Source organism: Rhodopseudomonas rhenobacensis (assembly GCF_014203125.1).
GTDB classification, from domain to species: domain Bacteria; phylum Pseudomonadota; class Alphaproteobacteria; order Rhizobiales; family Xanthobacteraceae; genus Rhodopseudomonas_A; species Rhodopseudomonas_A rhenobacensis.
On the sequence record NZ_JACHIH010000004.1, the window covers coordinates 146,963 to 171,389 of the forward strand.

The window sequence follows — 24,427 nt, forward strand, 5'->3', positions numbered from 1 at the left end:
TATAAGGGGTAAACATGACCACCGCTAAAGAAGTCCTGCAATCGATCAAGGACAACGACGTGAAATACGTCGATCTGCGTTTCACCGATCCGCGCGGCAAGTGGCAGCACGTCACCTTCGACGTGTCGATGGTCGACGAAGAGATGTTCGCCGAAGGCACCATGTTCGACGGTTCCTCGATCGCCGGCTGGAAGGCGATCAACGAGTCCGACATGATGCTGATGCTGGACCCGGCCACCGCGACGATCGATCCGTTCTTCGCCGAGACCACCATGGTCATCACCTGCGACATTCTCGAGCCCTCCACCGGCGAGCCCTACAACCGCGACCCGCGCGGCATCGCCAAGAAGGCGGAAGCCCAGGTCAAGGCGCTCGGCGTCGGCGACACCGTGTTCGTCGGCCCGGAAGCCGAGTTCTTCGTGTTCGACGACGTGCGCTACCAGACCACCCCGTACAACACCGGCTTCAAGCTCGACTCCTCGGAACTGCCGATCAATTCCGACACCGAATATGAGGGCGGCAACCTCGGCCACCGCATCCGCACCAAGGCCGGCTACTTCCCGGTTCCGCCGCAGGATTCGGTGCAGGACATGCGCTCGGAAATGCTCGGCGCGATGGCCAAGATGGGCGTCAAGGTCGAGAAGCATCACCACGAAGTCGCTTCCGCCCAGCACGAGCTCGGCATGAAGTTCGACACCCTGACCCACATGGCCGACCAGATGCAGATCTACAAGTACTGCATCCATCAGGTCGCGCACATCTACGGCAAGACCGCCACCTTCATGCCGAAGCCGGTGTTCGGCGACAACGGCTCGGGCATGCACGTGCATCAGTCGATCTGGAAGGACGGCAAGCCGGTGTTCGCCGGCAACAAGTACGCCGACCTGTCGGAAACCTGCCTGCACTACATCGGCGGCATCATCACCCACGCCAAGGCGATCAACGCCTTCACCAACCCGTCGACCAACTCCTACAAGCGTCTGGTCCCGGGCTATGAAGCCCCGGTGCTGCTGGCCTATTCGGCGCGCAACCGTTCGGCCTCCTGCCGCATCCCCTACACCACCAACCCGAAGGCCAAGCGCGTCGAAGTCCGCTTCCCGGACCCGATGGCCAACCCGTATCTCGGCTTCGCCGCGATGCTGATGGCCGGCCTCGACGGCATCAAGAACAAGATCGATCCGGGTCCGGCGATGGACAAGGACTTGTACGACCTGCCGAAGGAAGAGCTGAAGTCGATCCCGACGGTTTGCGGTTCGCTCCGCGAGGCGCTCGAGAACCTCGACAAGGACCGCGCCTTCCTGAAGTCCGGCGGCGTGTTCGACGACGATTTCATCGACGCCTACATCGAACTGAAGATGACCGAAGTGATGCGTTTCGAAATGACGCCGCACCCGGTCGAATTCGACATGTACTACTCGCAGTGAGATCCTGCCGCGGGTTTTCCCGCGGCGCCTCACCTCGGAATCAAAAAGGCGCCCTGCGAGGGGCGCCTTTTTTCGTGCGGTGTGATGGAGAGCCCGCTGCGGAGTCGGCCTCGCGGCTCGGCGTGCCGAGCAGCCGCGAGCGACGCTGTTAGACTTCGTCGCGCTGTTTGCGCTCGCCGTCCTCGTCGCCGCTGTCGTCGCCCGCATAGCTGCGCGCGAGCCGGGTGCCGGCCGCCATCTCGTCCCGCAGCAGATCGAATTTGCGCTGCGCTTCGCGTTGGCGCTGGTCGATATAGCCGACCACCGCGTGCTTGCCCATCGGGCCGGCACTGATCGGCCGCGACGCATAGCCGATGGTTTCGTCGACGTAGTAGTTGCCGTCGTCGGCGCGCCGCGCCGTCCATTTGAATCGCAGCGCCTCCAACGGCCCCGGCCCGCTGCGCGAATAGCCGTCGACCTCCTGGTCGGTCAGGCCCGCCTCGGGCACGATCGGCGCGCCGTGATCGGCCGACTCGCTGCTCGCCTCCGCGGGCTCGACCTCGGCCGGCTTTGCCGGCCGCTCGAAAATACTGGCGATCGCCGCAAGCGCGTGATCGGTCGGATCTCTATGACTCAACGAAACGTTCCCTGACGAATTGCAGAATGGTTGCGATCGGCGGCCAACGCCGCCATCAGCCAGCTTGTTCCACAATCCCTGTGGCTTTTTTAGGCACATCGGCGGCCGCCGATCGCACCGGGGACGCTCCTGCGAGCCAACCGCGATCCTCTCGGCAGCGCGCCACTCGGCGAGCGGCGCCATCGCGATAACGATCCAGAGCTCTCGGCGTCGCCGCCGATTCCCAGCTGCGTTTTTCTTGGCGTTGCGCGGCATCGTGCGCCGCCGCCATCCCCCTTATATTAGCAGGGCGGCGGCGACGCGGTCCCATGATCATCGCGGAGGAACGCGCTACGACCGTGTCGCCAGCACCACGCCGGCAAGCGTGAAGATCAATGCGGCGATCTGGCCCCAGCCGAGCGGCTCGTGCAGCGCCACCGCGGAGGCCACGACACCGATCACCGGCACCGCCAGCGTGCCGATCGCCGCCACCGACGCCGGCAGCCGCTGCAACGCCGCGAACCAGCAGACATAGGCGATGCAGAACTGCACCACGGTCATATAGGCCATCAGCCCCCAGCCGACGCCGGACAGCGCGCGCAGGTCCGGGTGTTCGAACAGCATCCCCGCCAGCGCCACCGGCACGCAGCCGATCCCGATCTGCAGCGCCGCCGAACTGACCAGCGGCAACGCCAACGGCAACCGCTTCGCCGCCACGGTGCCGAGCGCAAAGCCGAACGCGCCGACCAGCACCATGACGATGCCCGGCAGCTTCTCCATGCTGCCGCTGATGCCATTGCCGCCCATCAGCGCGGCGATGCCGGCGAACGCCATCAGCAGTGCCCCCAGCCGCGACCACGACATCCGCTCGCCGAGCAGCAGCCAGGCCAGCAGCGAGGCCCATACCGGCATGGTGTAGGCGATCACCGCCGCCTCGCTGGCCGGCAGCCATAGCAGCGCCAGCCCCATCAGCGTCATCCAGGTGGTGACGTTGAGAAACGCCGACAGCAACAGCCGCGGCCACATCGCCCGCGGCACCGCAAGGCTCTCGCCGCGCGCCAGCGCCAGCATGGCCAGCAGCGCCGCGCCGGCGACGCCGGTCCAGCCGCGCGCCGACAGCGGCGGCCATTCGCTGAGCACCAGCTTCATCACCGGCCAGTTCAGCCCCCAGGCCACCGAGGTGATGGCGAGGAACATGAGTCCGGTCGGCGCGGCGCGCGCGGCGGCGCCGGGGATTTTCAATTCGGTCATGCGGGATCAGCCCTGGCGGGAACGGGACCGCCAACATGCCGGTATTCCGTAGCGCTCGCCACCCGAAACCCGCGAATGGACCGCTGTTCCTATTCGGCCGGCGCCAAGTGCTGCGTCGCGGCTTCGGCCCTGGCGTGCGAGCGGACGCGGGCGCGGCGCTTGCGCCACCAGATCACCACGCCGGTCACCGACAGCGCGGCCACCACCAGCCCCATCACCGAGATCAGGATGCGGCCCGGCAAGCCGATGATCCGCCCGGAGTGCAGCGGAAACTGAGCCTGCACGAAAATGTCCGCCGCAGTGCCGACCCAAGGCAGCCGCTCGCCGATCGCGCGGCCGTCCTCGCTGTCGTAATAAAGCTGCGCCGGACCGACGCCGCCGGCGCCGTGATCCTCGCCGGGGTTGAAGAACGCCGCCGCATAGACGCCGTGCGCCGAGCCGTAGAACAGCGAGCCGACCGGGGTCTCCCAGCCGCGCGCTTTGCCATCGGCCGTGGCGCGCGCCAAAATGTCGGCGAAGCTCATCTTCGGCACGATCGGATCGTCGAGATCGCGGTACGGCCGCTGCTCATACGGCGTCGGCGTGTAGTTCGACACCGTCTTCATCAGCGGCGAAAACACCTCGAAATACAGATTCAGCGAGAACGCCGTGAAGGCGATCACGAACAACAGCGCCCAGGTCCACAGACTGAAGGCGCGGTGGATGTCGAAATTGATGCGGTAGGCGCTGCCGGTGGTCTTGATGGTCCAGGCTGGCGCCCAGCGCGCCAGGAAGCCGCGGCCAAGCTCGCGCTCCACCACCGCCGCCCGCCCCGCTCTGGCGCGCCGTCGCGCCGGCAGCGTCAGATAGAAGCCGACGAAGCAATCGATGGTCCAGATGATGGCGATGATGCCGAGCAGCCGCGCGCCCCAGCGATCGCTGCCCCAGAATTCGGGGATCTGCATGGTGTAGTGCAGCTTGTAGAGGAACGAGACGAAGTTCTCCCGCGTCACCGGCCACACCGCGCCCCAAAAGCGCCGGCCGAGTTCGGCGCCGGTGTTGGGATCGAGGAACACCTGGTTGTAGTCCAGCGTGAAACGCTTGCCGGTCGACGGATCGATCCGCGGCTGCACGAAGAACGACAACGACTCGCCGGGCTCCGCCGCGGTCAACAGATAGTTCACCCGGGCGCGCGGATCGCGCTGTTCGATCAACGCCGCAAGCTCGACCGACGACTTGGCCGGACCGCTCGTGGTCACCTCGAAGAACCGCTTGTTCAACAGATCGTCGAGCTCGTGATCCCAGGAGATCACCGCGCCGGTGACGCCGGAGAAGAACAGGAAGCCGGCGGTCAGCAGCCCGGCCCAGCGATGCAGTCGCCCGAAGATCGGTCTCATGGCGTCAACCTCCTGTTTGTTGTGGTGCAGACCAACGCGAGCGGTGCGATCAGGCGACCTGCCCCACAACGGACAGCCGCCCGAACATCGATGCGATGCTCGGGCGGCTGCCGCCAATGGCGGGCCGTCGGGGGCACGAAGATCGCGGCCATCGCCATTCCACGGCCCCTAGAACCGATAGGTCGCCGTTCCGAGCACGGTGCGTCCGACGCCGTAATAGCAATCGCCGCGGGCATAGCAGGCCGCCACATAGCGCTCGTCGGCGATGTTGTTGGCGTTGATCTGCAGCCGGAACGGGCCGGGATCGTAGGCGATCATCATGTCGAACAGCGTGTAGTCCGGAATGGTGTAGGTGTTGGTCTCCTCGGTGGACTTGCCGATGTAGCGGACGCCGGCGCCGACGGTGACGTCGCGCAGGCCGACCGCGCTCAGCCGATACTTGCCCCACAGCGAGGCCTGGTTGGTGGGCACGCCCTCGACTTTGTTGCCGACGTAGTCGCCCCTTTCCACCTTGGCATCGATATAAGCATAGCTGGCGATCAGATCGAAATCCGGCGTGACCTTGCCGATTACCTCGAGTTCGGCGCCGCGGATGCGAACCTGCCCGATCTGGCTCGACGCGAACGGGTTGGAGGGATCGTTCGACGCGGCCAGTCGATTTTTCTCCACCGTATCGTAGATCGCGGCGTTGATCGCCAGGCCCGGCATCGGATTGTACTTGAAGCCCACTTCGTAGGTCTCGCCGCGCTGGTCCTTGCAGGGACCGCCGACGCAGGTGCTGCCGCCGTAGAGTCCGTCGAAATACACCGGATTGAACGACTGCGCCCATGTCGCATAAGGATTGAAACCGAACGGCGTTTCATACATCAGGCTGGCGCGCCCGGTGGTCGCCGACCTGTCGCTGTCGTCGGCCGCGGTGCGGCGCGTGCTGGCATAGTCCTGCCGGACCCCGAGCGTGGCGAGCCAGGGGCCGAGCCGCATCTGGTCCTGCGCATAGAGCCCGGTCTGGCTCTGCCGGGTGTCGGGAGCGGCAGTCATGGTCGGCACCGGCAGGCTGGTATAGACCGGCGCATAAAGATCGAACGGCGTGGCGTCGAAGCCGGAGCCCGCCGACCCGCGCGTCTCGACGTTGCGATAATCGACGCCGAGCAACACCTTGTGCGACAGCGCGCCGGTCAGCGCCTTGAGCTGGACGTTGTTGTCCATGGTGAAGTTGTCTTTCGCGGTCTCCTGCGCGCTGGTGTAGCGATTGACCGTGCGCCGCGACGCATCGAGGTACGGATCCGTCGAGAATGCGTTGGCGTAGACGCTGCGATAGACGCCATCGACATGGGCGTAGCGCAGGTTCTGGGTGAACTTCACCGCGTCGTTGAACTCGTGCTCGAACAGGCTGCTGAAGGCGCCGGTCTCGGTCTGATACAGATCGGTGTTGGGATCGCCGGCGAAGCGATTGCGCGAGATATAGCCGTTGGGACCGGGCACCAGCGTGCCTTCGCGCGGCAGGAAGCCGTTGGTGGTGCCGGTCTTGTCCTTCTGATAGGTGCCGAGCACGGTCCAGCTGGTATTCGCGGTCGGGCGCCAGGTCAGCGACGGCGACAGCGCGATGCGGTCGTCCGGCACGAAGTCGACCTGGGTGCCACCGTCGCGGAACAGCCCGACGAAGCGATACAGCCACTCGCCGTCCTTGGTCAGCTTGCCGGTGGAGTCCATCTGGGTCTGCTTGCGGCCGAAATTGTCGAACGACACGCCGACTTCGTTGTGCGATTCCGCCTGCGGGCGCTTCGAGATCAGGTTGACCAGCCCCGCCGTCGAGGTGTCGCCATAGAGCACCGACGCCGGGCCGCGGAACACCTCGATGCGCTCCAGCATGTAGGGATCGAGCCGCCATTCGTTGAAGCCGTTGCGATTGCTGACCCGCGTGCCGTCGAGATAGACGTTCGGGCTCTGGCCGCGGATCGTGACGTAGTCGTTGCGAGAATCGACGCCGCCGGACTCGGCGAACACGCCGGGCACGTAGCGCAGGCTTTCCATGACGCTGGTGACGCCCTGGTCGCGGACGCGATCGGCGGACACCACGCTGACCGACTGCGCGGTTTGGTTCAGCGGCGTATCGGTCTTGGTGCCGGTGCCGCTCACCGTGGCGAGGTAGCCCTGCACCGGGCTGCTGCCGGTTTCAACGCGGCCGACAGAGGCTGCCGCGGGCTGCGGCGCCGGCGCGGCGCGGGTGCTCGGGGCCGCGCGGCTGGTCGCCACCCGTCGCGCGGGCTTCGCCGGCGCCGCACGCGGCTGCTGCGCTTCGACGCGCACCGTCGGCAACGAGTTTTCGGCCATCGCCACACCCGGGACCACGAGCGCCAGCGCACTGACGGCGGAGAACCACAGCGCGCGCGTACGCGGCAGGCGAGTGGTCGGTTCGAACCAAATCGAAATTGTCGTAATCACGCGATGCTACCCCCAAGAGACGCCGGTCCGCCGGCGCGGGTGTGATGGCGGCAGTAGGCATCGGAGTACAGGGAGCGGCGCTTAGAATGGGTATAGCTTGCAGCGCCCGGGGCCTGCTGACGGCGCGTTCGTTGCGGAGAAAGCTGCGTTTTCGGCCGTTTTGGAATGTCTCCAGGGTGACCGGCATACCGGGAAATGCTCGCAACCCTGGCTGGCGACGCAAAGCCGGTACGTCGCCCGGCTTGCCGCGGGATGACGAATCCGCGGTCGCGACGTCACCGGCCGAGCCGCGTGGTCGCGCCGGTGGACGCCGGATCCGCGGTGCTCCGACGGCGCCGAAACCGCCCCCTGACGCCACCGCTTTCCAGCCCGCGCCGGCTGCCGCTTGAGTCGCCCGAAAGCAACCCTCGCAGGCAAAAAAATACCTGCCTGTGAACAGCGGGTGCAGTGAGCCCGGAAGATTTTTTTCGCCTTCCGATTCCGTGAGGACTCACCGATACTTGGCCGGCATCAGGGATCGCGCCCCCCCCTGTTTTCCCGTATTTTCCACCATATTTAGTATTTCATTCAGGAACTCGCACTAGTCCTTGACGGGCGAGAGGGAGTCGGCCTAGTTTTGATCCGTCCGGCGCCGTTGTTTTTCAGTCCCCGCCGGGCACTCCCAATTGGGTCAACCGAGCCAACTCCGTCACCGATCGAGGTAGCGGGGTGCGGGCTTGTCTTTGCCCGCGGCGACAGCCGGCGGGCGACTAAAACGAGCGGAAAAACCGAGCGAAATGGCTCGCGCAAGCGACTGAGGCGTTGAAAGAGCATGACCGTCTTCCCGGTATACGGGAACCGATCGTGCGGCAGAGAACCAGGACCGGGACCACCCGGCCAAGCTGCGGGCGAAGCCGCCCGTATCGACTATAATCGCCGGACCGCAATGGCGGCTTCGGCTCAGAACGGGGCACGATATGAAAATCGAACGGCGCTACACCCAGGACGGCCAGTCTCCCTATGCCGAGATCGCGTTTCGGTTGACCACGAGTGAGATTCGCAATCCCGACGGGTCGGTGGTGTTCCGCCTCGAAAACGTCGAGGTGCCGGAGTTCTGGTCGCAGGTCGCCTCCGACGTGCTGGCGCAGAAATATTTCCGAAAAGCGGGCGTCGCCGCGCGCTTGAAGAAGGTCGAGGAAGAGACCGTGCCGTCGTGGCTGTGGCGCTCGGTGCCCGACACCGAGGCTTTGGCGCTGCTGCCGGAGAACGAGCGCTTCGTCAGCGAATTGTCGTCGAAGCAGGTGTTCGACCGGCTCGCCGGCTGCTGGACCTATTGGGGCTGGAAGGGCGACTACTTCTCCTCGGAAGCCGACGCCCGCGCCTTCAACGACGAGCTGCGCTACATGCTGGCCAAGCAGATGGTCGCGCCGAATTCGCCGCAATGGTTCAACACCGGCCTGCATTGGGCCTACGGCGTCGACGGCCCCGGCCAGGGCCACTATTACGTCGACTGGAAGACCGGCAAGCTGACCAAGTCGAAGTCGGCCTATGAGCATCCGCAGCCGCACGCCTGCTTCATCCAGGGCATCCAGGACGACCTCGTCAACGAGGGCGGCATCATGGACCTGTGGGTGCGTGAAGCGCGGCTGTTCAAGTACGGCTCCGGCACCGGCTCGAATTTTTCGCGACTGCGTGGCGAGGGTGAAAGACTCTCCGGCGGCGGCCGCTCCTCGGGCCTGATGAGCTTTCTGAAGATCGGCGACCGCGCCGCCGGCGCCATCAAGAGTGGCGGCACCACCCGCCGTGCCGCCAAGATGGTGGTGGTCGACGCCGACCATCCGGATATCGAGACCTATATCGACTGGAAGGTGAAGGAGGAGCAGAAGGTCGCAGCCCTCGTCACCGGCTCCAAGCTGAACCAGAAGCATCTCAAGGCCGTGATGAAGGCCTGCGTGAATTGCGAAGGCAGTGGCGACGACTGCTTCGACCCGGAAAAGAACCCTGCCCTGCGCCGCGAGATCAAGCTCGCGCGCCGCGCGCTGGTTGCCGACGCCATGATCAAGCGCGTCATCCAATACGCCAAGCAGGGCTACAAGGAGATCGACTTCCCGGTCTACGACACCGACTGGGATTCCGAGGCCTACCTCACCGTATCGGGACAGAACTCCAACAACTCGGTTTCGCTGAAGGACGATTTTTTGCGCGCGGTCGAGACCGACGGCGACTGGAATCTGATCGGCCGCACCAACAAGAAGGTGATGAAGACGCTCAAGGCCCGCGACCTGTGGGAGAAGATCGGCTACGCCGCCTGGGCCTCGGCCGATCCCGGGCTGCACTTCAACACCACGATGAACGATTGGCACACCTGCAAATCGTCGGGCGACATCCGCGCCTCGAATCCGTGCTCGGAATACATGTTCCTCGACGACACCGCCTGCAACCTGGCCTCCGCCAACCTGCTGACGATGTACGACACCACCACCAACCGCTTCGACGTCGATGCCTATGAGCATCTGTGCCGGCTGTGGACCGTGGTGCTGGAAGTCTCCGTCATGATGGCGCAGTTTCCGTCCAAGCAGATCGCGGAATTGAGCTACGAATTCCGCACGCTCGGGCTCGGCTTCGCCAATATCGGCGGCCTGTTGATGACCATGGGGCTTAGCTACGACTCCAAGGAAGGCCGCGCGTTATGCGGCGCGCTCAGCGCGATCATGACCGGCGTCGCCTATTCCACCTCGGCGGAGATGGCGCAGAAGCTTGGGCCCTTCCCCGGCTACAAGAAGAACGCCGGCCACATGCTGCGGGTGATCCGCAACCATCGCCGCGCCGCGCACGGCGAATCTCGCGGTTATGAAGCCCTCGCGGTCAACCCGGTGCCGCTCGACCACGCCTCCTGCCCGCAGGAAGACGTCGTCACCCACGCCAAGGCGGCCTGGGACAAGGCGCTCGAACTCGGCGAAGCCCACGGCTATCGCAACGCCCAGACCACCGTGGTGGCGCCGACCGGCACCATCGGCCTCGTCATGGATTGCGACACCACCGGCATCGAGCCCGACTTCGCGCTGGTGAAGTTCAAGAAGCTCGCCGGCGGCGGCTATTGGAAGATCATCAACCGCGCGGTGCCGGCCGCGCTGAAGGTGCTCGGCTATCCGGAGCACCAGATCGCCGAGATCGAGGCCTATGCGGTCGGTCACGGTTCGCTCAGCAACGCGCCGGCGATCAACGTTTCGACCTTGAAGGCCAAGGGCTTCACCGACGAGGCGCTGGCCAAGGTCGAGGCCGCGCTGCCGACCGCGTTCGATATCAAATTCGCCTTCAACAAGTGGACGTTCGGCGAGGAGTTTCTGCACGACACGCTGAAGCTCACGCCCGATCAGATCGCCGCGCCGAATTTCGATCTGTTGGCCGCGATCGGTTTCTCCAAGCGCGAGATCGAAGCCGCCAACATCCACATCTGCGGCGCCATGACCATCGAAGGCGCGCCGCATCTGAAGCCCGAGCACTACGCGGTGTTCGACTGCGCCAATCCCTGCGGCAAGGTCGGCAAGCGCTATCTGTCGGTGGAAAGCCACATCCGCATGATGGCGGCGGCGCAGCCGTTCATCTCGGGCGCGATCTCCAAGACCATCAACATGCCGAACGACGCCACGGTGGACGACTGCAAGTCGGCCTATCTGCTGTCGTGGAAGCTCGCTCTCAAGGCCAACGCGCTGTATCGCGACGGCTCCAAGCTGTCGCAGCCCTTGAACTCGCAGCTGATCGCCGACGAGGACGACGAGGACGACGGCATCGACGCTTTCATGGAGAAGCCGATGGCGGCGCGCACCGCCGCTCTGTCGGAGAAGGTGGTCGAGCGTCTGGTCGAGCGCATCGTGGTGATGCGCGAACGCGAGAAGATGCCGGACCGCCGCAAGGGCTACACCCAGAAGGCGGTGGTCGGCGGCCACAAGGTCTATCTGCGCACCGGCGAATATGACGACGGCCGGATCGGCGAAATCTTCATCGACATGCACAAGGAAGGCGCCGCGCTGCGCTCCTTCATCAACAACTTCGCCATCGCGGTGTCGCTGGGCCTGCAATACGGCGTGCCGCTGGAGGAATATGTCGACGCCTTCACCTTCACCCGCTTCGAGCCGGCCGGCCCCGTGCAGGGCAACGACTCGATCAAGTACGCGACCTCGATCCTCGACTACGTGTTCCGCGAACTCGCGGTGAGCTACATGGGCCGCTTCGACCTCGCCCATGTCGATCCGCGCGAATCGCATTTCGACGCGCTCGGCAAGGGCGTCGCCGAGGGCAAACCGGAGCCGGCGCAGGCCAACAAGTATCTGTCGAAGGGCCTGACCCGCTCGCGCACCGACAACCTGGTGGTGATGCGGCAGGCGCCGGCGACCACGCCGCCGGCCTCCGGCAGCACCGCCGCGGCGCCGCACGCGGTCACCGCGCTCGGCGGCACCCACGCCGCGCACGGCGCCCGCGTCGCCGACACGCTGGAAGGCGTCACCGCGCTGAAGGCGGAAGCCGACCACGACCTGTCGCCGACCGAAAAGCTGGAAGCGTTGCAATGGAGCAAGGCCGCCACCGCGCGCGAACAGGCCAAGCCGTCGAAATCCGAACGCCGCGCCGAAGCCAAAGCCAAAGGCTACGAAGGCGAAATGTGCGGCGAATGCGGCAATTTCACGCTGGTGCGGAACGGGACCTGCATGAAGTGCGACACGTGCGGGGCGACGACGGGGTGTAGTTGAGTTGCGTCACCACTTCCGCATCCGATAGCGATCGATAAGACGAATGCGGCCGTTCCACACTTAGGTGAACGGCCGCAGCGATTTAGCAAGAAACAGGGGCGGATTCGCAGAACTGCGAGAAATTAGCATTCTCTCTTAGTGAGCCACGTCTGAGCATCACCAATGATTTCGTTTGCAACAGATTTTCCTATAGAGCACACCTGCAACACTAAGCAGTTCGTCGACGTGGTAAGGGGCTGGATCTTGGGCTCTCCCCACACGGTTTTCACCGCCAACGATCTCAATCATATTCCTAATGACGGAAGTTGGGTCGCGGAAAAGGCAAGCGAAAGAATTCAGCTGCTCGCCACATGCTCCACGGACGACCGTTCGATTGCAATACGTCGGATGCAGCTTGGTGAAATCAACTGGGAAACAACAATCGTTTTCTCGCAACAAAAGAACGATTCTTGGGTAGGCGTCCGCGTTTCGCGCGAGGCGAGCCATCCGGCAGTACGACTACCTCCTGCAAAGAAACCTCTGATCGTAGGAACTTTGCTAGAAAATCTCGGAGGAGCACTTGACGGCAGAATCCTTATTACAAGCGCGCCATTGCATCTCAGCAACAACGACATTGAATTAGCGTCTAGCCTAATCCGAGGGCGCGCCGGATGCCGCCTCCCGGTCGTCTACCTAAGTTGCGGCTTCGAGGCTAACCGGACGATAGACGCAAGCGCATTAGCGTACGATCTCGCCGGAATGGCCCATGTAGTTGTCGAACCAAATCGTCCCTTCTCGCGACGCCTTCAAATTGAGGTCCAATCAGAGAACGTTTACGGCGGGGTTGTAGGAATATATTGGCCCGATGGACAAGGGCGCCGTTCGTTCTTTGACCCTGATGATTTTGATAACTGTAAGGCACTCAGGCGTTCGATCATCGACGAAGTTAGGACCGCTCTCCTCAATCGAAGGCCCCTCTCGCGGTGCACTTGGGCAGGCGTCCAGGAGGCATTTTCACAGTCCGAGTACGCCCGATTAAAATCGTCGGGATCGAGGGAAGTTGACAAGTACACCCTGGCGTTCGACGCGGAGCTCAACGCTGTTAAGGAGCGCCTTTCTGAAGCGGAGAATGAAATTGCTCGGCTGCAGGCGGAAGTTCGCAAGTACGAATCCGACACGAGCTCCATCAATGGTCTGTTCTTGAGTACAGGGACGGAATCCGAGCTCTATTCGGGAGAACTGCGACAATTCGTGTACGAAGCCTTGGTTCGTGCTCAAGAGAATGCGCAAGCTGATAGCCGTAGAGAACATGTACTGGGGAGCATTACCGCGGCAAATCACGCGAGCAAGCCCGCTCAGGATCGGCGAGAATCCTTGAAGGAACTGCTACGGTCGTACAAGAGCATGGACGGCAAGACTCAGAGAGCATTAGAAACGCTTGGCTTCACTGTTTCTGGCGATGGCAAGCATTACAAGCTCGTCTTTCAGGACGACGACCGATACACTTTTGTGTTGCCAAAGAGCGGCAGCGACTTCAGGGGTGGCCTCAACGCGGTGAGCGACATCGCAAAGCGGCTATTTTGATAAACTGATCAGCAGGCGTAGCCCGGATGAGCGAAGCGAAATCCGGGGCGTCGCCACCGCGGAGATGTCACCCCGGATTGCGCTACGCTTATCCGGGCTACAGGCTACAATCCGACCATGACCGTTTCGCCAACCAGCGTTCGCTTTGACGCACACACGCTCTGGGTCGAACTCTCCGACGGGCGGACGCTCGGCGTGCCGCTTGCGTGGTTTCCGAAGGTTGCGCACGCGACGCCGGAGCAACGCGCGGATGTCGAATTGAGCCGCGTCGGCCTGCATTGGGACACGCTCGACGAGGACATTTCCATCGCCGGCTTGCTCGGTGGTCACGGCGCGATTGGCCCGTAGGGTGGGCAAAGGCGCGCTGGCGCCGTGCCCACCAGATGCCGCGATAGATGAAACCGCAAGGTGGGCACGCTGCGCTTTGCCCACCCGACGGACTGTGAGCCTCCGGGGTTGGCGCAGCGCCTGCCCTGATCCTGGGGCCCGCGGCCGGGCCACGAGCTGCCACGTCGGCGGCCCAAGGCCAACAGCCGGCCACGCCGGCGCCCACGCCAAAATCGCCACACCGCCCCACGCCGCCCCCACCCCTTGGAAAACCCCTCCCCCCGCGAAATCCGCGCAAGTTTCTTGACGCCTCGGAAATCTCAAAATGATAACCAAACTCATTCTCATCTGACCCGGCCGCCCCATGGCGGCGCGGGTTCCCTCCTGTGAAAGCAAGGCGCCCCATGCAGACCTCCCAGAGCCCGTCCACACCCCCGCGAAACGATCGGCTCGGGCGCGCACAGATTGCCGGGCTGGTCGGCGTGGCGGCGGTGCTGGTCGGGCTGATCTACCAGTTCGGTTATGCCTTCGTGATCTCGCTGGCGTTGTTCGAGACCGCGGCGGCGCTGATCTTCCTGGTCTATCTGATCGGCTCGGACGCGTTCGCCAAGCGCGGCGTCAAAGCGGCCGAGCCGGTGGCGAAGCCCCGGGTGCGGCGGGCCGACCGGGTGGCGCCGCGCGAGATCGAACGGAACGCCGCGTAAGCGGGCGTAGGATGGGTTGAGCCCTCGCCAAACCCATCACCCATTCGCAAGGCGTATGGTGGTTTCACTGCGTTCAACCCACCGCACGGCGTCGCCGCAAGCCGACCGCGCATGATGCTTTGATTGAGGATTGGCGCGGCCGATGACGATCGCGTGATCGGCCGCTGGCCGACGCGCCGTCAGATCCCCTAGCGCACCGCGGGCTTCTGCGCCGCGCCGGTCGGGCGATGCCGCGGCGGGCGCGGCAGCGTCAGGGTGGAAGTCCGCACCGGCTGCGGCGCGCCGTCGCTCCGCGGCAGCCCGCTGCGCAGCCACGACAGCGCCTGGGACAGTCCCGGCAAAACCCGGGTCGAGCGTTCGCTGCAGATCATTGCGTAAAACCCTTCGGTTCCGTTCGTTGACCGATCTGGCTCGCGGCGCCGCCCCTGCGTCGTGATGATGCAGCGATACTACTCCTTGCCGGCTCAGCTGGCATCTCCGTACGCTACCGGGGGGAAACCCCGCCGAGCGCGCGTCGTTCCACTATTTCTTTTCCCCGGTCGCCTGCTTCGGCGGCGGCTCCCGAGTTAGTATTGCTACCAGGCTGTAGTCCGGGGTTTGTCCCGGCGCGCTGGCGATCTGATCGTAGATCAGCACGTCGCCGTCCAAACGCATTTTGATGTCGTCGATCTTGACGTCGTCGATCGGGTTCAGCGTCACCAGCGAATTACCCTTCACCGATCCGACCTTGGTATTCGGCTTCAGATTGGTCGCGGTGCCTTCGACGAAGGTGATGGTGCCATCCTTGTCGACGGTGAACTTGTCGACCTCCGTGAACGTCTGCTTGCCGAGTTCGTCGCACACCATGTGGGCTTCGTGGACCTGATAGCTGGTCTCGCTGCCGATGAATTTCATCTTGATGTCGCCGCAGCTGTGCACCTTGTCGCCCATTTGAAAGGTGCCCTTGCCGACCCACACGCCGTCGATGAACGACGCGCCGCCGCCGGCAAAGGCCGGCCCCGTCAACGCCATGCTGATCACCACGATCGATCCGAGCTTCATGCGCGTTCCTCCTTCTCCGATCATTTGCATGTGTAGCGCCGGCTGCTGATTGCAATGCCGCGCGACGCCACGCCGCAAAAAATCCGCCGCGCCCGAGCGGTGCCCTGATAGTGCTAAGCGAAAGCGCACGCCGAGAGGTATTCTGGCGTCGCGCTCGGCCGTCGGCGCGACGCCGCAGCTAAGCGGCGATTAGTACGGCGGCTTGCGCCTGTCGCGCTGCGCCTTGGCGGCCTCGACCCACCAGGCGAGATCGTCGGCAAAGCGCGGGAACGCGCGCGCCAAGGCCTTGCCGCCGTCGCCGATCGGCGCCGCCTCGGCGTCGAGCGTCTGCGCGATCGGGCCGGCCGCGAGCACCGAGGAGATCACCACCATGCCCATCTCGCCGAGCGTGCCGTGCCAGGCGGTGGCGGCGCGCACGCCGGAGAACCGCCCGGCCGAGTAGCTGGCGATCGCCGCCGGCCGCCAGAACCACTCCTCGAGAAAGTGATCGGTGAGATTCTTCAGCCCCGGCTGCATTCCCCAATTGTATTCGCCGGTGACGAACACGAAGCCGTCGGCCTGGCGGATCTTTTCGGCGAGCGCCTGCATCGCCGGCGGCGCCTCGCCCTTGGGATATTCCTTGTACATCCGGTCCAGCATCGGCAGCCCGACCGCCTTGGCGTCGATCAGTTCGACCTCGTCGCCGCGCGCGCGCAACCCGGCGACGATGTAATCCGCAAGCCGAATGCCCATCCGGTCGACGCGGTACGATCCATAAAATACCAGCAGACGATGGCCCATGAGAGTCCTCCCAAGGGACCACGTTACCGCAACGCGGCGGTCGCGTGAACTTATCGGCGTCGCCGCAAGCGAGCCGCGGGCGCGGCCGCCGGCTCAGCCCTGCGGCTTCGCCAGCTTCCCGACGAAGCCGTTGAAGCAGCTCAGCCGCTCGTCCTGCTCCTTGGTGTAGCGGCAGTCGGTCACCGCCTTGACCTTCGGCGGCTTCGGTTTCGGCTGCGGCGCGATCACCGCGTCGTAGCAGTCCAGCCGCTCGCGGGAGCCGTCCTCGATCTCCAGGCAGGCCTGCAGCTGCGACGCTACCCCCGGCTTGCCGGGCTTGGCGGCGGCCACCTTGGGCTTGATCTGCAGCAGCGGCCGGTCGCCGACCGTGGGCGGCGCGGTCTGCGCGAGCGCCGTGGCGGAATACAACAGGGCAAGGGACAACAGCAGGCGCTTCATGGCATGTCCTCGAACACAGGCAGGTTGATTTTAGCAAACCCGGCGGGGCGCCGCGAAGCGAAATTTTACGAGTCAGCGACGACCGGCGCGTCGCAGGACGGCTCAGCGCTGGAAGCTGCTCTTGATCTGCGCCAGCAGCGTCAGCACCCAGCACAGCGCAAAGCAGCCTGCAAGCCCGATGCCGGTGCGCTTGTCGATCAGCGACAGCCCGGTCCACAGCCACACCCGCCAGATCCACAGCCCGGCCAGCCCGACGCCGAGCAGGCAGACCAGCAGCTTGACGAAGCGGGAATTAGCCACGCCGACTGCGGCGAACAGGATGGTCAGCGGCACCAGGAACATCTGACAGGTGGAAATCAGGGTCTCGTTCAAAGCGGGCTCCGGCGCGAATCGGTGACGGCCGCCAGCCTTACCGGGCAATTTGAAATAAATCGTTGCCCCGCCCCGCCCGCCGCCCCGCCTTCGGCCGCGTCGCGACGGATCGCGGCGGGTCCGCGCCGGCCGGCGGCTGCAGGCGCTTCGTTCCGAGTACCGCCAGGACGCCGCCAGACTCGATGCGTTGACGCTGGCACAACTTCGTTGTTCCGCCCGGCGGCAGAAACTGAAAGCCGGCCACCTACCAACACCGCCCCTGAATACCGGCCGTGCGCGGCATCAGTCTGCATCTGACTCATTGATACACCTCGTCCTCTTTCCATCCCGCCGCTCAGAGCCCGGCCGAAAATAACGCATTGAAATAACTCGAGCCGATCCGTCATTGCGAGCCGAGGGCGGCGCGGTGCGCCGGCCGGAGAGCGAAGCAATCCAGGGGCGTCGCTTAATGCTCTTGGTTGCTCCGTCGCAACAGCTCCCCGCAATGACGGACTTAAGCGCCTGATTTCGTTGCGGAGATTTTTGGTCGCGCTGTCAGGCCCCGCTCTATCGCACCCCCTCGTGAGGCACGATGTCGCGGGCGCGTAGCACGCGCGTGTCAGTCGCACGCGCATCATGAGAGCGCGTCCTGCTATCACTACCCTCCGCTATTACTTACGTGCGACGAAGACGCCGCAGCGATTTCCGGCAGTTTTCAGACAAAATTTGATATCAGAGGTAGTTAGAAACCTCCAAATACGTGTGTTGTTCGATCGGATTCAACCTGAGTTAAGTTTTCTTCGGCAAGGTCGCGGCGTTGAGACACGCACCCCAGGCGGGCCAAATTTTCGGACTAACAGGAGAGATCGAATGAACAGTCTCGTTATGAAATTTTTGAAGGACGAGTCGGGAGCGACCGCGATTGAATACGGTCTGATCGCCGCCGGCATCGCCCTCGCCATCACGATCGTTCTCGGCGAGGTCGGCACCGCCCTCAATGCGAAATTCGTCAGCGTGCGCGAGGCATTGACTACACCGCAATAAGGAGGGAAACGCAACATAACTACTTCATTTTCTCCGTGGCTGGAGAGTCTTCTCTGCGGGCTTCGATTCTCAGTCGGAGCCCGCTTCACTATTGCGTCAACGACGTCTTGATGACGTTGCGGTGAGCGGCGCGCCGACGCCGCCGCGCGGCGTGCAGAATCGTGAGACTGGTCACCGCGCCGGCGCTGCGTTATCAAAGCGAATGAGATTGATCTTCGCTGTTCTTGTCGCGGCGCTGCCGGCTGTGGCCTTTGCAGAACCGCCGATCGCCGGCGTACCGCCGGCGCGCGAGACGCCGCGGCCGGTGCCGCGGGCCGCCAAAGCCAATCCCTGCGCCGCATTCGGTCCCGGCTTCGTGATGGTCGAGGGCTCGTCGACCTGCGTCAAACTCGGCGGCGCGATCAGCGTCGGCGGCGGCGGCCGGCTGTCGCGCTGACTGGACGCAGCTCTCGCGCCGCGCCGTTCGCCGCGCGCCCCCGGCGCGGCGGCTAAAACTCCGGACATTGAACACGTTGAACAGCCGCGGGTTGAAACGCCTCGGCCATCGCGGCGTTGCCAGACCGATGAACGAAAACTTTGCCACGCCGGCACCGTCGGAAGGGTACCGGCGTATCGCTGCATGACATTTTTACGTCGTCTGGTATAAGGGTATATGACATTTTTGCGTCAATGGCGGGCGCTGGCGCCGCTGGCGGGCTTTGCCGCGCTGATCTCGATCCCCGGGCTGGCGATCCATTGGGGTGCGCTGTCGTTCGAGTACCGGCTGCATGCCCTGCTGGGCATCTCGGTGCTGTGCATCGCGCTGTGTTTCTACAGCGGTTTTTCCTTCGCCGAGCTCGGGCTGAGCCGGCCGGTGCTGATGTCACATTGGATCGGCTGCGGCGCCGTCACCGTCGGGCTTGCGGCGATCATGGTGATTGAGGCGCAGATCTTCAGCTTCACCCGGCAGCCGCCGAACTGGCTCAGCTTCGCGCCGTTCTACGTGCTGGTGTCGAGCCCCTGCCAAGAAGTGGTGTGCCGCGCGATCCCCAAGCTGATGACCGACAAACTGCAGACCAGCAACTGGACCTATGTGCTGTATTCTTCGGCGATGTTCTCGCTGATCCATCTGGCCTATGGCGACGCCATGCTGATGCTCAACACCTTCCTGGTCGGGCTGATCTGGGGCTTCGCCTATCTGAAGATGCGCAACATCTGGCCGTTGATCCTGTCGCATGCCGCGGTCGGCACGCTGGCGTTCTCGCTCGGCATCGCCTGACGCGCGATCGCCTGCGATCTGTCATCCCCTCGCCACCGCCGATCGGCTAAACTGCCGCCATGCTCGATTCTTTTCCACGACACCTCGCCCTCACCGGCGCCTGCAATTTCCGCGATCTCGGCGGCTATCCGGGCAAGGACGGCCGCAGCGTGCGCTGGCGGCAATTGTTTCGCTCCAACCACCTCGCCCATCTGAGCGGCGAGGACATCGCGGTTGTGCGCGGGCTCGGGTTGAGGAGCGCGTTCGATCTGCGCGGCGTCGAGGAGCGGCTCAGCACGATGTGCTGCGTCGACGACATCACGGTGCATTCGCTGCCGATCGAACCCGCGATCATGATCGCGTTGCGCGACCGGCTGATGGCCGGAAAGCCACTGTCCGCCGCGGAGACCGCGGAATTGATGCGCGAATCCTATCGCGACTTCGTACAGAACAACACCAAGGCGTTCCGCGCGCTGTTCGGGCATCTGCTGGAGGACCACGCGCCGCTGGTGATCCACTGCACCGCCGGCAAGGACCGCACCGGCTTTGCCTGCGCGCTGATCCTGCACGCGCTCGGCGTCGCCGAAGCCACCATCGTCGAGGATTATCTGCTGACCAACCGCCACTACCGGCTCGACGACGCCACCGCCCGGACCTTGCCGCTGCCGCCCGACATCACCGCGGTGCTGGTCTCGGTGGAAGATTCGTTTCTCGCCGCGGCGTTCGAGGCGATCCGCACCGAGTACGGCGGTCTCGACGCTTACTTCGCCGACGGCCTCGGGCTTTCGCCGCAGGCGTGCTGCGAGCTCGAGGCGCGCTACCTGGAGCGATAGACCGCCGCCTGGATCTGCGCACGGTTGATATCCAAAAAAAACCGAGTAGGACTTTCGTCCTACCCGGCTCGTTCGATCAGCCGCAGCGCCCGCGCTGCGGCGTGCGCCCGTTACTGCTCTTCTTCCATCGTCACCGCGACGTCGCCATTGGCCGACAGCCGCACCTTGTTGCCTTCGATTTCGGCAACCAGGCTGCCTTCGATGAAATGGTGATGACCCTTGTGGCTGCCCTGGCCGCTGTCGGCCTTGGTCAGCTTGATGCGCTGGCCGTCGACCTTGTCGACCGTGCCGATATGCACGCCGTCCGCGCCGATCACTTCCATATGTTCTTTGATGCCGTTGACGCCAGCCATGGTCTGTTCTCCGAGGAATGGAACCCTCTAACGCGCAGGCCCGGTTTAAGTTCGAGCGAGCGCGGATTTCTCGCCGCGCGCCGCGCCGCGCGAAACGGCGGCATTCCGCGCCGAGCTTGCGCCGGCGCAACGAACCGCCGCCGCGATCCGGCAAGCTGCCGCATCATCAGCAGGGAGAGCGAAGATGCGGATTTTCGAACGTCTGAGAGAGCGCTACGGCCGCGAGGCGCGGCAGCGCGCCGCCGAGCTCCACGCCCAGCAAGCCCGCTTGCTGGCGGAGATCAAAGCCAGCCACGACCATCAGGCCGGCGAATGCTGCGGCTGCTCGATCGGCCACGAGGCGGCAGCAGAACCGGCGGCGGCGCATCGGCGCTAATCGGGGCTTGCTGGACGGCGCGTGATTACGTTGTCGTCATTCCGCGGCGCAAACGGCGTCAGCCGTGAGCGACCCCGGAATCTCGCGACCAGGGCCGGCGCTTTCACTTGTGGCGAGATTCCGGGTTCGCTCGGGCTTGCGCCCTCGCGCCCCGGAATGACGGCGTCATCCTGAGAGCCTGACTCAAAAAACGATCAATGAAATCGGGCATTAAACCCGTCATTCCTAGGAGCTCTTGCGACGAAGCAATCCAGGGCTACACGTGAGGCCCTGGATTGCTTCGCTGTTCGGGCGGCGCTGCGCGCCGCCCTCGGCTCGCAATGACAAAACCCCTGGCTTTGCGCGCTACTTTTTCGGTCGGGCTCTGAGCGGGGATGCCGGCTTTTGTCGGACCGGTTGCGCACTCTAGAAGCACAGATTGGTGACCACGCCGCCCTGCTTGTCCTTCAGCACGTAGGGGCAATCGGCGCGCTTCAGCGCCGCCTTGGCGTCGTCGTTGCCGAGCGCCGCGGCCTTTTGATAGTAGTCCTTCGCCGCGGCGGAATCCTTCGGTCCGCCGCGACCGCTCTGCGCGAACGCCCCCATCCGCTCCATCGCGGCGGCGTGGCCCTGCGCCGCGGCCTTCTCGAACAGGCCGCGCGCGCCGACATCGTCCTTGGCGCCGCCCTGCCCTTCGGCCAGCATCTGGCCCAGCTGGTACTGCGCCTCGGCATTGCTCTCGGCCGCCTTCGCCAGCAGCGCGCGGGCGCGCACCGGATCCGCCGGCCCTGCGCCGCCGCCCGACAGCGCCGCCAGATTGCTGATGCCGCGTGGATTGCCGGCCTCGGCGGCGCGCTCGAACAGTTTTCGCGCCGCGGCGTCGTCCTTGGTGACGCCGGCGCCGGTCGCGTAGAGCACGCCGAGTTCGACCATCGCGGATGTGCTGCCCTTGTCGGCGGCCTTGCGATACGCCGCGATCGCCTCGGCGCCCTGCCGGTTGGCCGCATAGGCGCGGCCGAGTCCATACAGCGCGCGGCGCGAGGAGCCCGCGGCGGTGCGGCAGAACTTGATCGCGGTGGCGACGTCGCCGGGCGCGATCTCCGACACGCCCTTGACGTCGGCCGGCTTGTCCGGATCGGCGGGATCGGCGGCGAGCCGGTCGCACAACACCAGGTCGGCGGATTGCGCCCACGCCGGGCTGACCGCGGCGCCGGATGTCAGCAGAGCGGCGCCGATCACGGCGAGCGAAATTGTACGAAGGGACTTGATCATGATGTCCTGCCGGTTGGTCGATGCGCGCCAACCTAAGGCCGCGCGGCGGCGCCAGCAAGCCGGCCTCGTGCGCATCATCCTTGCCGATAACCACAAGGGGCGAGCGGCATCAGGCTACAGCGCATCCGCATGACCTGTTTGCGGCTCCGATGCCGCGTGAAAGCGGCGCGGCTTTCTGCTACACAGGGCCATGACCAAGCGTCACGCCAATTGGGACACCCGCTCGCTGCTCAGCAAATCCGCCCACGTCGTGGAGCGCATCGGGCTGGCGATGGCGGGCGCCGCCTGCGGGCTGTTCGTCGCCGCCAATCTGATCCGCAGCAATGTCGATCTCGGCGCCGGAGGCATTGCGCTGGCGATGTTGTTATTTGGCGCTGTCGGCTTTTATCTCGGCATCGACCTGCCGCCGCCGCTGCACGACCCCGACGCGCCGCCGCCGCCGAGCGACGTGGTCAAGACCGACTCCGTCGAGCTGTTCAGCGCGACCGGCACCTTCCTCACCGCGCTCGCCGCGGTGATCTCGGTCTACGCGATCGTCGCCGACGAACGGATGGCGCTGGCGTTGGTGTTGTCGATCGGCGTCGCCTGGATGATCGGCACCACCATGCAGGTCGCAGCCGGCGTGATCGCCAGGCTGCGGCGCTCGGCCGCCTGACGAACATTTCTCCGCTGATCATTGGCGCGGGTTAGCCGCATTGCACACCTGGCTGGAACCAACGCCGCTCAGGCCCGTTCAAGCGTTGCAAGTAACGCGACGGAGCTGGCGATGACGATTCTGAAGTGGGCGCTGATTTTCTTCGTGGTGTCGGTGATCGCCGGCGTGCTGGGCTTCACCGGGATTTCGGCCGCTTCCGCAGACGTAGCGCGCATCCTGTTCTACATCTTCTTGGTGATCTTCCTGGTGCTGCTGTTGCTCGGACTGACGATCTTCCGGGCCTGACCCGGATTGCAGGACGACCGGCCTTCAACCCGATCGCGTAGAGTGTTTGATGCGCACAGCGGCAATTGCGCGCATGCGGGGGTTTGCTTTATTGATCTGGCGCAACGCGCCCGATAATCAATCGAGGCAAATACATCGCGACGAGTCTGCCACGTAATATTCATTTGTACGTCGCAGCATGCGATCACTCCCTCTCATCGACGCAGCCACGGGCCGACCAATGAGCGAAGATTGGAATACGAAATATGGCGTGCGGCGCGTGCGCCGCGATCCGCCGACGCTGGATGAAGCGATCTTCGCCGCGATGGGCATCACCGACGATGTGGAGTCGCAGGCGGAAATCGCCGCCTCGCTGATGGGGATGCCGATCGAGGCGGTGCAGACCGAAGTGCGCAAGCAGAGCCGCGCCGCCGCGCGCACCACCCGCGTAATCACCGGCGAGCAAGGCTTTCAGCGCTCGATCGTGGTGGAGCGCCGCGTCACCCGCAAATTCGGCAACGACAAGCGGATCGGCTCCTAAGCCGCCGCCAACCGCGGCGTCGCCGCGGGCTCATGCTTTTGAATTGATTGAAAGCTGCGCGCGATTAGAAACAAATCCGCGCTCGCGCCGACCGAAGCGTCGGCGCTGCTCTGGGAAAAATCGGGTTACGCGGCCTTGCCGCCACCCGACATGCGCAGAAACAGCGCCCAGCAGGCCTGATTGAAATCGATCAAGGCCTTCGCCGCATCCGCCGGCACTTCTTCGGTCGCTTCCAGATTGCGTCCATCCGCCGCCAGATTGGGGGCTTCGACGCTCGGATTGAGATCGATGGTGCCGGTGGATTCGCCGCGCCGGAAGGTCAGATGGGCGCCGAACTTGTTGGCCAGCGCGCGCATCGCCTGGTTCTGCGAGCCGGTGGTGATCCGCAGCCGCTCGTAACCCAGCGAACTCGCCACCGCGATCAGCTGCTTGAACAGCGTGCTGCCGACGCCCTTGCGGCGCAGGTTGGCCTCGACGCTGAAGGCGATCTCCGGCAGCGAATCCGACGACAGGTCGGGCTGATGCAGTTCCGCCGCGGCATGCACCGCGCCGTCCTCGGCGAAGTAAGCCAAGATGATGGTCCCGTCGCCGGCGCATTTCGCGGCATAGCGCTCGATGAACCCTTCGTCGGCATAACCGTTGAAGCGATCCCGTCGGCTCTCTGCATCGAGCCGCATCAGATGATCCTTCAAGAGCGGCAGCTCCTGATTGATCAATGATCGAACTCTACACTTGGTAGCCGTCTGACCAGCTATCGCAGCGTCGCTCATTGCCTAACTCCTCTTGGAAGAAGGCCCTCGAGGAGGCGTTCGATTCCCTAGACCGCCAATATTGTGCATCGCACCATGCATTTCAAG

Annotated in this window: 25 protein-coding genes; 13 read left to right on the plus strand and 12 right to left on the minus strand. The window is 64.5% G+C overall.

What is annotated here, in order from left to right; genetic code table 11:
* Positions 1–14 precede the first annotated feature (14 nt).
* Positions 15–1,424 (plus strand): type I glutamate--ammonia ligase, encoded by a 1,410-nt coding sequence (glnA, locus tag HNR60_RS05670; RefSeq protein ID WP_184255224.1) that lies wholly within the window; start codon positions 15–17, stop codon positions 1,422–1,424.
* Between the two features lie 148 nt (positions 1,425–1,572).
* On the opposite strand, the gene HNR60_RS05675 is transcribed toward glnA, so the two are convergent.
* The 4 genes from HNR60_RS05675 to HNR60_RS05690 form a co-directional block, all read right to left on the minus strand.
* On the minus strand, positions 1,573–2,223 hold the full coding sequence (locus HNR60_RS05675; RefSeq protein WP_184255226.1) for a hypothetical protein: 651 nt from the start codon (positions 2,221–2,223) through the stop codon (positions 1,573–1,575).
* 147 nt (positions 2,224–2,370) lie between these two features.
* A complete protein-coding gene (locus HNR60_RS05680) occupies positions 2,371–3,270 on the minus strand; it encodes a DMT family transporter (protein WP_184255228.1) in 900 nt (299 codons plus the stop codon).
* An 89-nt stretch (positions 3,271–3,359) separates the two neighbouring features.
* A complete protein-coding gene (fsrB, locus tag HNR60_RS05685) occupies positions 3,360–4,646 on the minus strand; it encodes a siderophore utilization protein FsrB (RefSeq protein ID WP_184255230.1) in 1,287 nt (428 codons plus the stop codon).
* Positions 4,647–4,814: 168 nt separating this feature from the next.
* The gene (locus HNR60_RS05690; RefSeq protein ID WP_210313278.1) at positions 4,815–6,977 is read right to left on the minus strand and encodes a TonB-dependent siderophore receptor; all 2,163 of its coding nucleotides are present in this window, start codon (positions 6,975–6,977) and stop codon (positions 4,815–4,817) included.
* Between the two features lie 1,067 nt (positions 6,978–8,044).
* Here HNR60_RS05690 and HNR60_RS05695 point away from each other — a divergent pair.
* The 4 genes from HNR60_RS05695 (at position 8,045) to HNR60_RS05710 (ending at position 14,406) form a co-directional block, all read left to right on the plus strand.
* On the plus strand, positions 8,045–11,812 hold the full coding sequence (locus HNR60_RS05695; protein ID WP_184255232.1) for a vitamin B12-dependent ribonucleotide reductase: 3,768 nt from the start codon (positions 8,045–8,047) through the stop codon (positions 11,810–11,812).
* A gap of 162 nt (positions 11,813–11,974) precedes the next feature.
* A complete protein-coding gene (locus tag HNR60_RS05700) occupies positions 11,975–13,375 on the plus strand; it encodes a hypothetical protein (protein WP_184255234.1) in 1,401 nt (466 codons plus the stop codon).
* Between the two features lie 117 nt (positions 13,376–13,492).
* A complete protein-coding gene (locus HNR60_RS05705; RefSeq protein WP_184255236.1) occupies positions 13,493–13,723 on the plus strand; it encodes a DUF2442 domain-containing protein in 231 nt (76 codons plus the stop codon).
* A 383-nt stretch (positions 13,724–14,106) separates the two neighbouring features.
* The gene (locus HNR60_RS05710; RefSeq protein WP_184255238.1) at positions 14,107–14,406 is read left to right on the plus strand and encodes a hypothetical protein; all 300 of its coding nucleotides are present in this window, start codon (positions 14,107–14,109) and stop codon (positions 14,404–14,406) included.
* Positions 14,407–14,594: 188 nt separating this feature from the next.
* Here the strand turns inward: HNR60_RS05710 and HNR60_RS05715 are convergent, their stop codons facing one another.
* From HNR60_RS05715 to HNR60_RS05735, 5 genes are all read right to left on the minus strand, one after another.
* Positions 14,595–14,777, minus strand: a complete 183-nt coding sequence (locus HNR60_RS05715) for a hypothetical protein (protein ID WP_184255240.1) — start codon at positions 14,775–14,777, stop codon at positions 14,595–14,597.
* A gap of 151 nt (positions 14,778–14,928) precedes the next feature.
* Positions 14,929–15,447 carry a hypothetical protein gene (locus HNR60_RS05720; protein ID WP_184255242.1) on the minus strand — a complete coding sequence of 173 codons (519 nt, stop codon included), beginning with the start codon at positions 15,445–15,447 and terminating at the stop codon, positions 14,929–14,931.
* A gap of 189 nt (positions 15,448–15,636) precedes the next feature.
* Entirely contained in the window at positions 15,637–16,227 is a 591-nt protein-coding gene (locus tag HNR60_RS05725; RefSeq protein WP_184255244.1) for an NADPH-dependent FMN reductase, read from the minus strand.
* Between the two features lie 93 nt (positions 16,228–16,320).
* Positions 16,321–16,665: a hypothetical protein gene (locus HNR60_RS05730; protein ID WP_184255246.1), complete on the minus strand. Its 345-nt coding sequence runs from the start codon at positions 16,663–16,665 to the stop codon at positions 16,321–16,323.
* A 102-nt stretch (positions 16,666–16,767) separates the two neighbouring features.
* Positions 16,768–17,037 (minus strand): hypothetical protein, encoded by a 270-nt coding sequence (locus tag HNR60_RS05735; RefSeq protein ID WP_184255248.1) that lies wholly within the window; start codon positions 17,035–17,037, stop codon positions 16,768–16,770.
* An 849-nt stretch (positions 17,038–17,886) separates the two neighbouring features.
* Between HNR60_RS05735 and HNR60_RS05740 the strand changes: the two genes are divergently transcribed.
* The 4 genes from HNR60_RS05740 (at position 17,887) to HNR60_RS05755 (ending at position 20,130) form a co-directional block, all read left to right on the plus strand.
* Positions 17,887–18,060, plus strand: coding sequence for a Flp family type IVb pilin (locus HNR60_RS05740; protein ID WP_184255250.1), 174 nt, complete (start codon positions 17,887–17,889; stop codon positions 18,058–18,060).
* A 202-nt stretch (positions 18,061–18,262) separates the two neighbouring features.
* Positions 18,263–18,496, plus strand: a complete 234-nt coding sequence (locus HNR60_RS05745) for a hypothetical protein (protein ID WP_184255519.1) — start codon at positions 18,263–18,265, stop codon at positions 18,494–18,496.
* Positions 18,497–18,712: 216 nt separating this feature from the next.
* Positions 18,713–19,318, plus strand: coding sequence for a CPBP family intramembrane glutamic endopeptidase (locus HNR60_RS05750; protein ID WP_184255252.1), 606 nt, complete (start codon positions 18,713–18,715; stop codon positions 19,316–19,318).
* 59 nt (positions 19,319–19,377) lie between these two features.
* Complete coding sequence (locus HNR60_RS05755) at positions 19,378–20,130, plus strand: tyrosine-protein phosphatase (protein WP_184255254.1); 753 nt, start codon at positions 19,378–19,380, stop codon at positions 20,128–20,130.
* A gap of 110 nt (positions 20,131–20,240) precedes the next feature.
* Here HNR60_RS05755 and HNR60_RS05760 read toward each other — a convergent pair whose 3' ends face one another.
* A complete protein-coding gene (locus HNR60_RS05760) occupies positions 20,241–20,483 on the minus strand; it encodes a DUF2171 domain-containing protein (protein ID WP_184255256.1) in 243 nt (80 codons plus the stop codon).
* A 184-nt stretch (positions 20,484–20,667) separates the two neighbouring features.
* Here HNR60_RS05760 and HNR60_RS05765 point away from each other — a divergent pair, with 184 nt between their 5' ends.
* On the plus strand, positions 20,668–20,859 hold the full coding sequence (locus HNR60_RS05765; protein ID WP_184255258.1) for a hypothetical protein: 192 nt from the start codon (positions 20,668–20,670) through the stop codon (positions 20,857–20,859).
* A 405-nt stretch (positions 20,860–21,264) separates the two neighbouring features.
* Here the strand turns inward: HNR60_RS05765 and HNR60_RS05770 are convergent, their stop codons facing one another.
* Positions 21,265–22,110 carry a tetratricopeptide repeat protein gene (locus HNR60_RS05770; protein WP_184255260.1) on the minus strand — a complete coding sequence of 282 codons (846 nt, stop codon included), beginning with the start codon at positions 22,108–22,110 and terminating at the stop codon, positions 21,265–21,267.
* 190 nt (positions 22,111–22,300) lie between these two features.
* On the opposite strand from HNR60_RS05770, the gene HNR60_RS05775 reads away from it, so the two are divergent.
* The 3 genes from HNR60_RS05775 (at position 22,301) to HNR60_RS05785 (ending at position 23,570) form a co-directional block, all read left to right on the plus strand.
* Positions 22,301–22,765, plus strand: a complete 465-nt coding sequence (locus tag HNR60_RS05775) for a hypothetical protein (protein ID WP_184255262.1) — start codon at positions 22,301–22,303, stop codon at positions 22,763–22,765.
* A gap of 111 nt (positions 22,766–22,876) precedes the next feature.
* Complete coding sequence (locus HNR60_RS05780; RefSeq protein ID WP_184255264.1) at positions 22,877–23,050, plus strand: DUF1328 domain-containing protein; 174 nt, start codon at positions 22,877–22,879, stop codon at positions 23,048–23,050.
* Between the two features lie 220 nt (positions 23,051–23,270).
* Positions 23,271–23,570, plus strand: coding sequence for a hypothetical protein (locus HNR60_RS05785; protein WP_184255266.1), 300 nt, complete (start codon positions 23,271–23,273; stop codon positions 23,568–23,570).
* A gap of 125 nt (positions 23,571–23,695) precedes the next feature.
* On the opposite strand, the gene HNR60_RS05790 is transcribed toward HNR60_RS05785, so the two are convergent.
* A complete protein-coding gene (locus HNR60_RS05790) occupies positions 23,696–24,340 on the minus strand; it encodes a GNAT family N-acetyltransferase (RefSeq protein ID WP_184255268.1) in 645 nt (214 codons plus the stop codon).
* Positions 24,341–24,427 lie beyond the last annotated feature (87 nt).

What these genes read in the sequence shown, in the direction of transcription:
- glnA (WP_184255224.1), top strand. Translation starts at nt 15, where the DNA reads ATGACCACCGCTAAAGAAGTCCTGCAATCGATCAAGGACAACGACGTG.
- HNR60_RS05675 (WP_184255226.1), bottom strand. Translation starts at nt 2,223, where the DNA reads ATGGCGCCGCTCGCCGAGTGGCGCGCTGCCGAGAGGATCGCGGTTGGC.
- HNR60_RS05680 (WP_184255228.1), bottom strand. Translation starts at nt 3,270, where the DNA reads ATGACCGAATTGAAAATCCCCGGCGCCGCCGCGCGCGCCGCGCCGACC.
- fsrB (WP_184255230.1), bottom strand. Translation starts at nt 4,646, where the DNA reads ATGAGACCGATCTTCGGGCGACTGCATCGCTGGGCCGGGCTGCTGACC.
- HNR60_RS05690 (WP_210313278.1), bottom strand. Translation starts at nt 6,977, where the DNA reads ATGGCCGAAAACTCGTTGCCGACGGTGCGCGTCGAAGCGCAGCAGCCG.
- HNR60_RS05695 (WP_184255232.1), top strand. Translation starts at nt 8,045, where the DNA reads ATGAAAATCGAACGGCGCTACACCCAGGACGGCCAGTCTCCCTATGCC.
- HNR60_RS05700 (WP_184255234.1), top strand. Translation starts at nt 11,975, where the DNA reads ATGATTTCGTTTGCAACAGATTTTCCTATAGAGCACACCTGCAACACT.
- HNR60_RS05705 (WP_184255236.1), top strand. Translation starts at nt 13,493, where the DNA reads ATGACCGTTTCGCCAACCAGCGTTCGCTTTGACGCACACACGCTCTGG.
- HNR60_RS05710 (WP_184255238.1), top strand. Translation starts at nt 14,107, where the DNA reads ATGCAGACCTCCCAGAGCCCGTCCACACCCCCGCGAAACGATCGGCTC.
- HNR60_RS05715 (WP_184255240.1), bottom strand. Translation starts at nt 14,777, where the DNA reads ATGATCTGCAGCGAACGCTCGACCCGGGTTTTGCCGGGACTGTCCCAG.
- HNR60_RS05720 (WP_184255242.1), bottom strand. Translation starts at nt 15,447, where the DNA reads ATGAAGCTCGGATCGATCGTGGTGATCAGCATGGCGTTGACGGGGCCG.
- HNR60_RS05725 (WP_184255244.1), bottom strand. Translation starts at nt 16,227, where the DNA reads ATGGGCCATCGTCTGCTGGTATTTTATGGATCGTACCGCGTCGACCGG.
- HNR60_RS05730 (WP_184255246.1), bottom strand. Translation starts at nt 16,665, where the DNA reads ATGAAGCGCCTGCTGTTGTCCCTTGCCCTGTTGTATTCCGCCACGGCG.
- HNR60_RS05740 (WP_184255250.1), top strand. Translation starts at nt 17,887, where the DNA reads ATGAACAGTCTCGTTATGAAATTTTTGAAGGACGAGTCGGGAGCGACC.
- HNR60_RS05745 (WP_184255519.1), top strand. Translation starts at nt 18,263, where the DNA reads ATGAGATTGATCTTCGCTGTTCTTGTCGCGGCGCTGCCGGCTGTGGCC.
- HNR60_RS05750 (WP_184255252.1), top strand. Translation starts at nt 18,713, where the DNA reads ATGACATTTTTGCGTCAATGGCGGGCGCTGGCGCCGCTGGCGGGCTTT.
- HNR60_RS05755 (WP_184255254.1), top strand. Translation starts at nt 19,378, where the DNA reads ATGCTCGATTCTTTTCCACGACACCTCGCCCTCACCGGCGCCTGCAAT.
- HNR60_RS05760 (WP_184255256.1), bottom strand. Translation starts at nt 20,483, where the DNA reads ATGGCTGGCGTCAACGGCATCAAAGAACATATGGAAGTGATCGGCGCG.
- HNR60_RS05765 (WP_184255258.1), top strand. Translation starts at nt 20,668, where the DNA reads ATGCGGATTTTCGAACGTCTGAGAGAGCGCTACGGCCGCGAGGCGCGG.
- HNR60_RS05770 (WP_184255260.1), bottom strand. Translation starts at nt 22,110, where the DNA reads ATGATCAAGTCCCTTCGTACAATTTCGCTCGCCGTGATCGGCGCCGCT.
- HNR60_RS05775 (WP_184255262.1), top strand. Translation starts at nt 22,301, where the DNA reads ATGACCAAGCGTCACGCCAATTGGGACACCCGCTCGCTGCTCAGCAAA.
- HNR60_RS05780 (WP_184255264.1), top strand. Translation starts at nt 22,877, where the DNA reads ATGACGATTCTGAAGTGGGCGCTGATTTTCTTCGTGGTGTCGGTGATC.
- HNR60_RS05785 (WP_184255266.1), top strand. Translation starts at nt 23,271, where the DNA reads ATGAGCGAAGATTGGAATACGAAATATGGCGTGCGGCGCGTGCGCCGC.
- HNR60_RS05790 (WP_184255268.1), bottom strand. Translation starts at nt 24,340, where the DNA reads ATGAGCGACGCTGCGATAGCTGGTCAGACGGCTACCAAGTGTAGAGTT.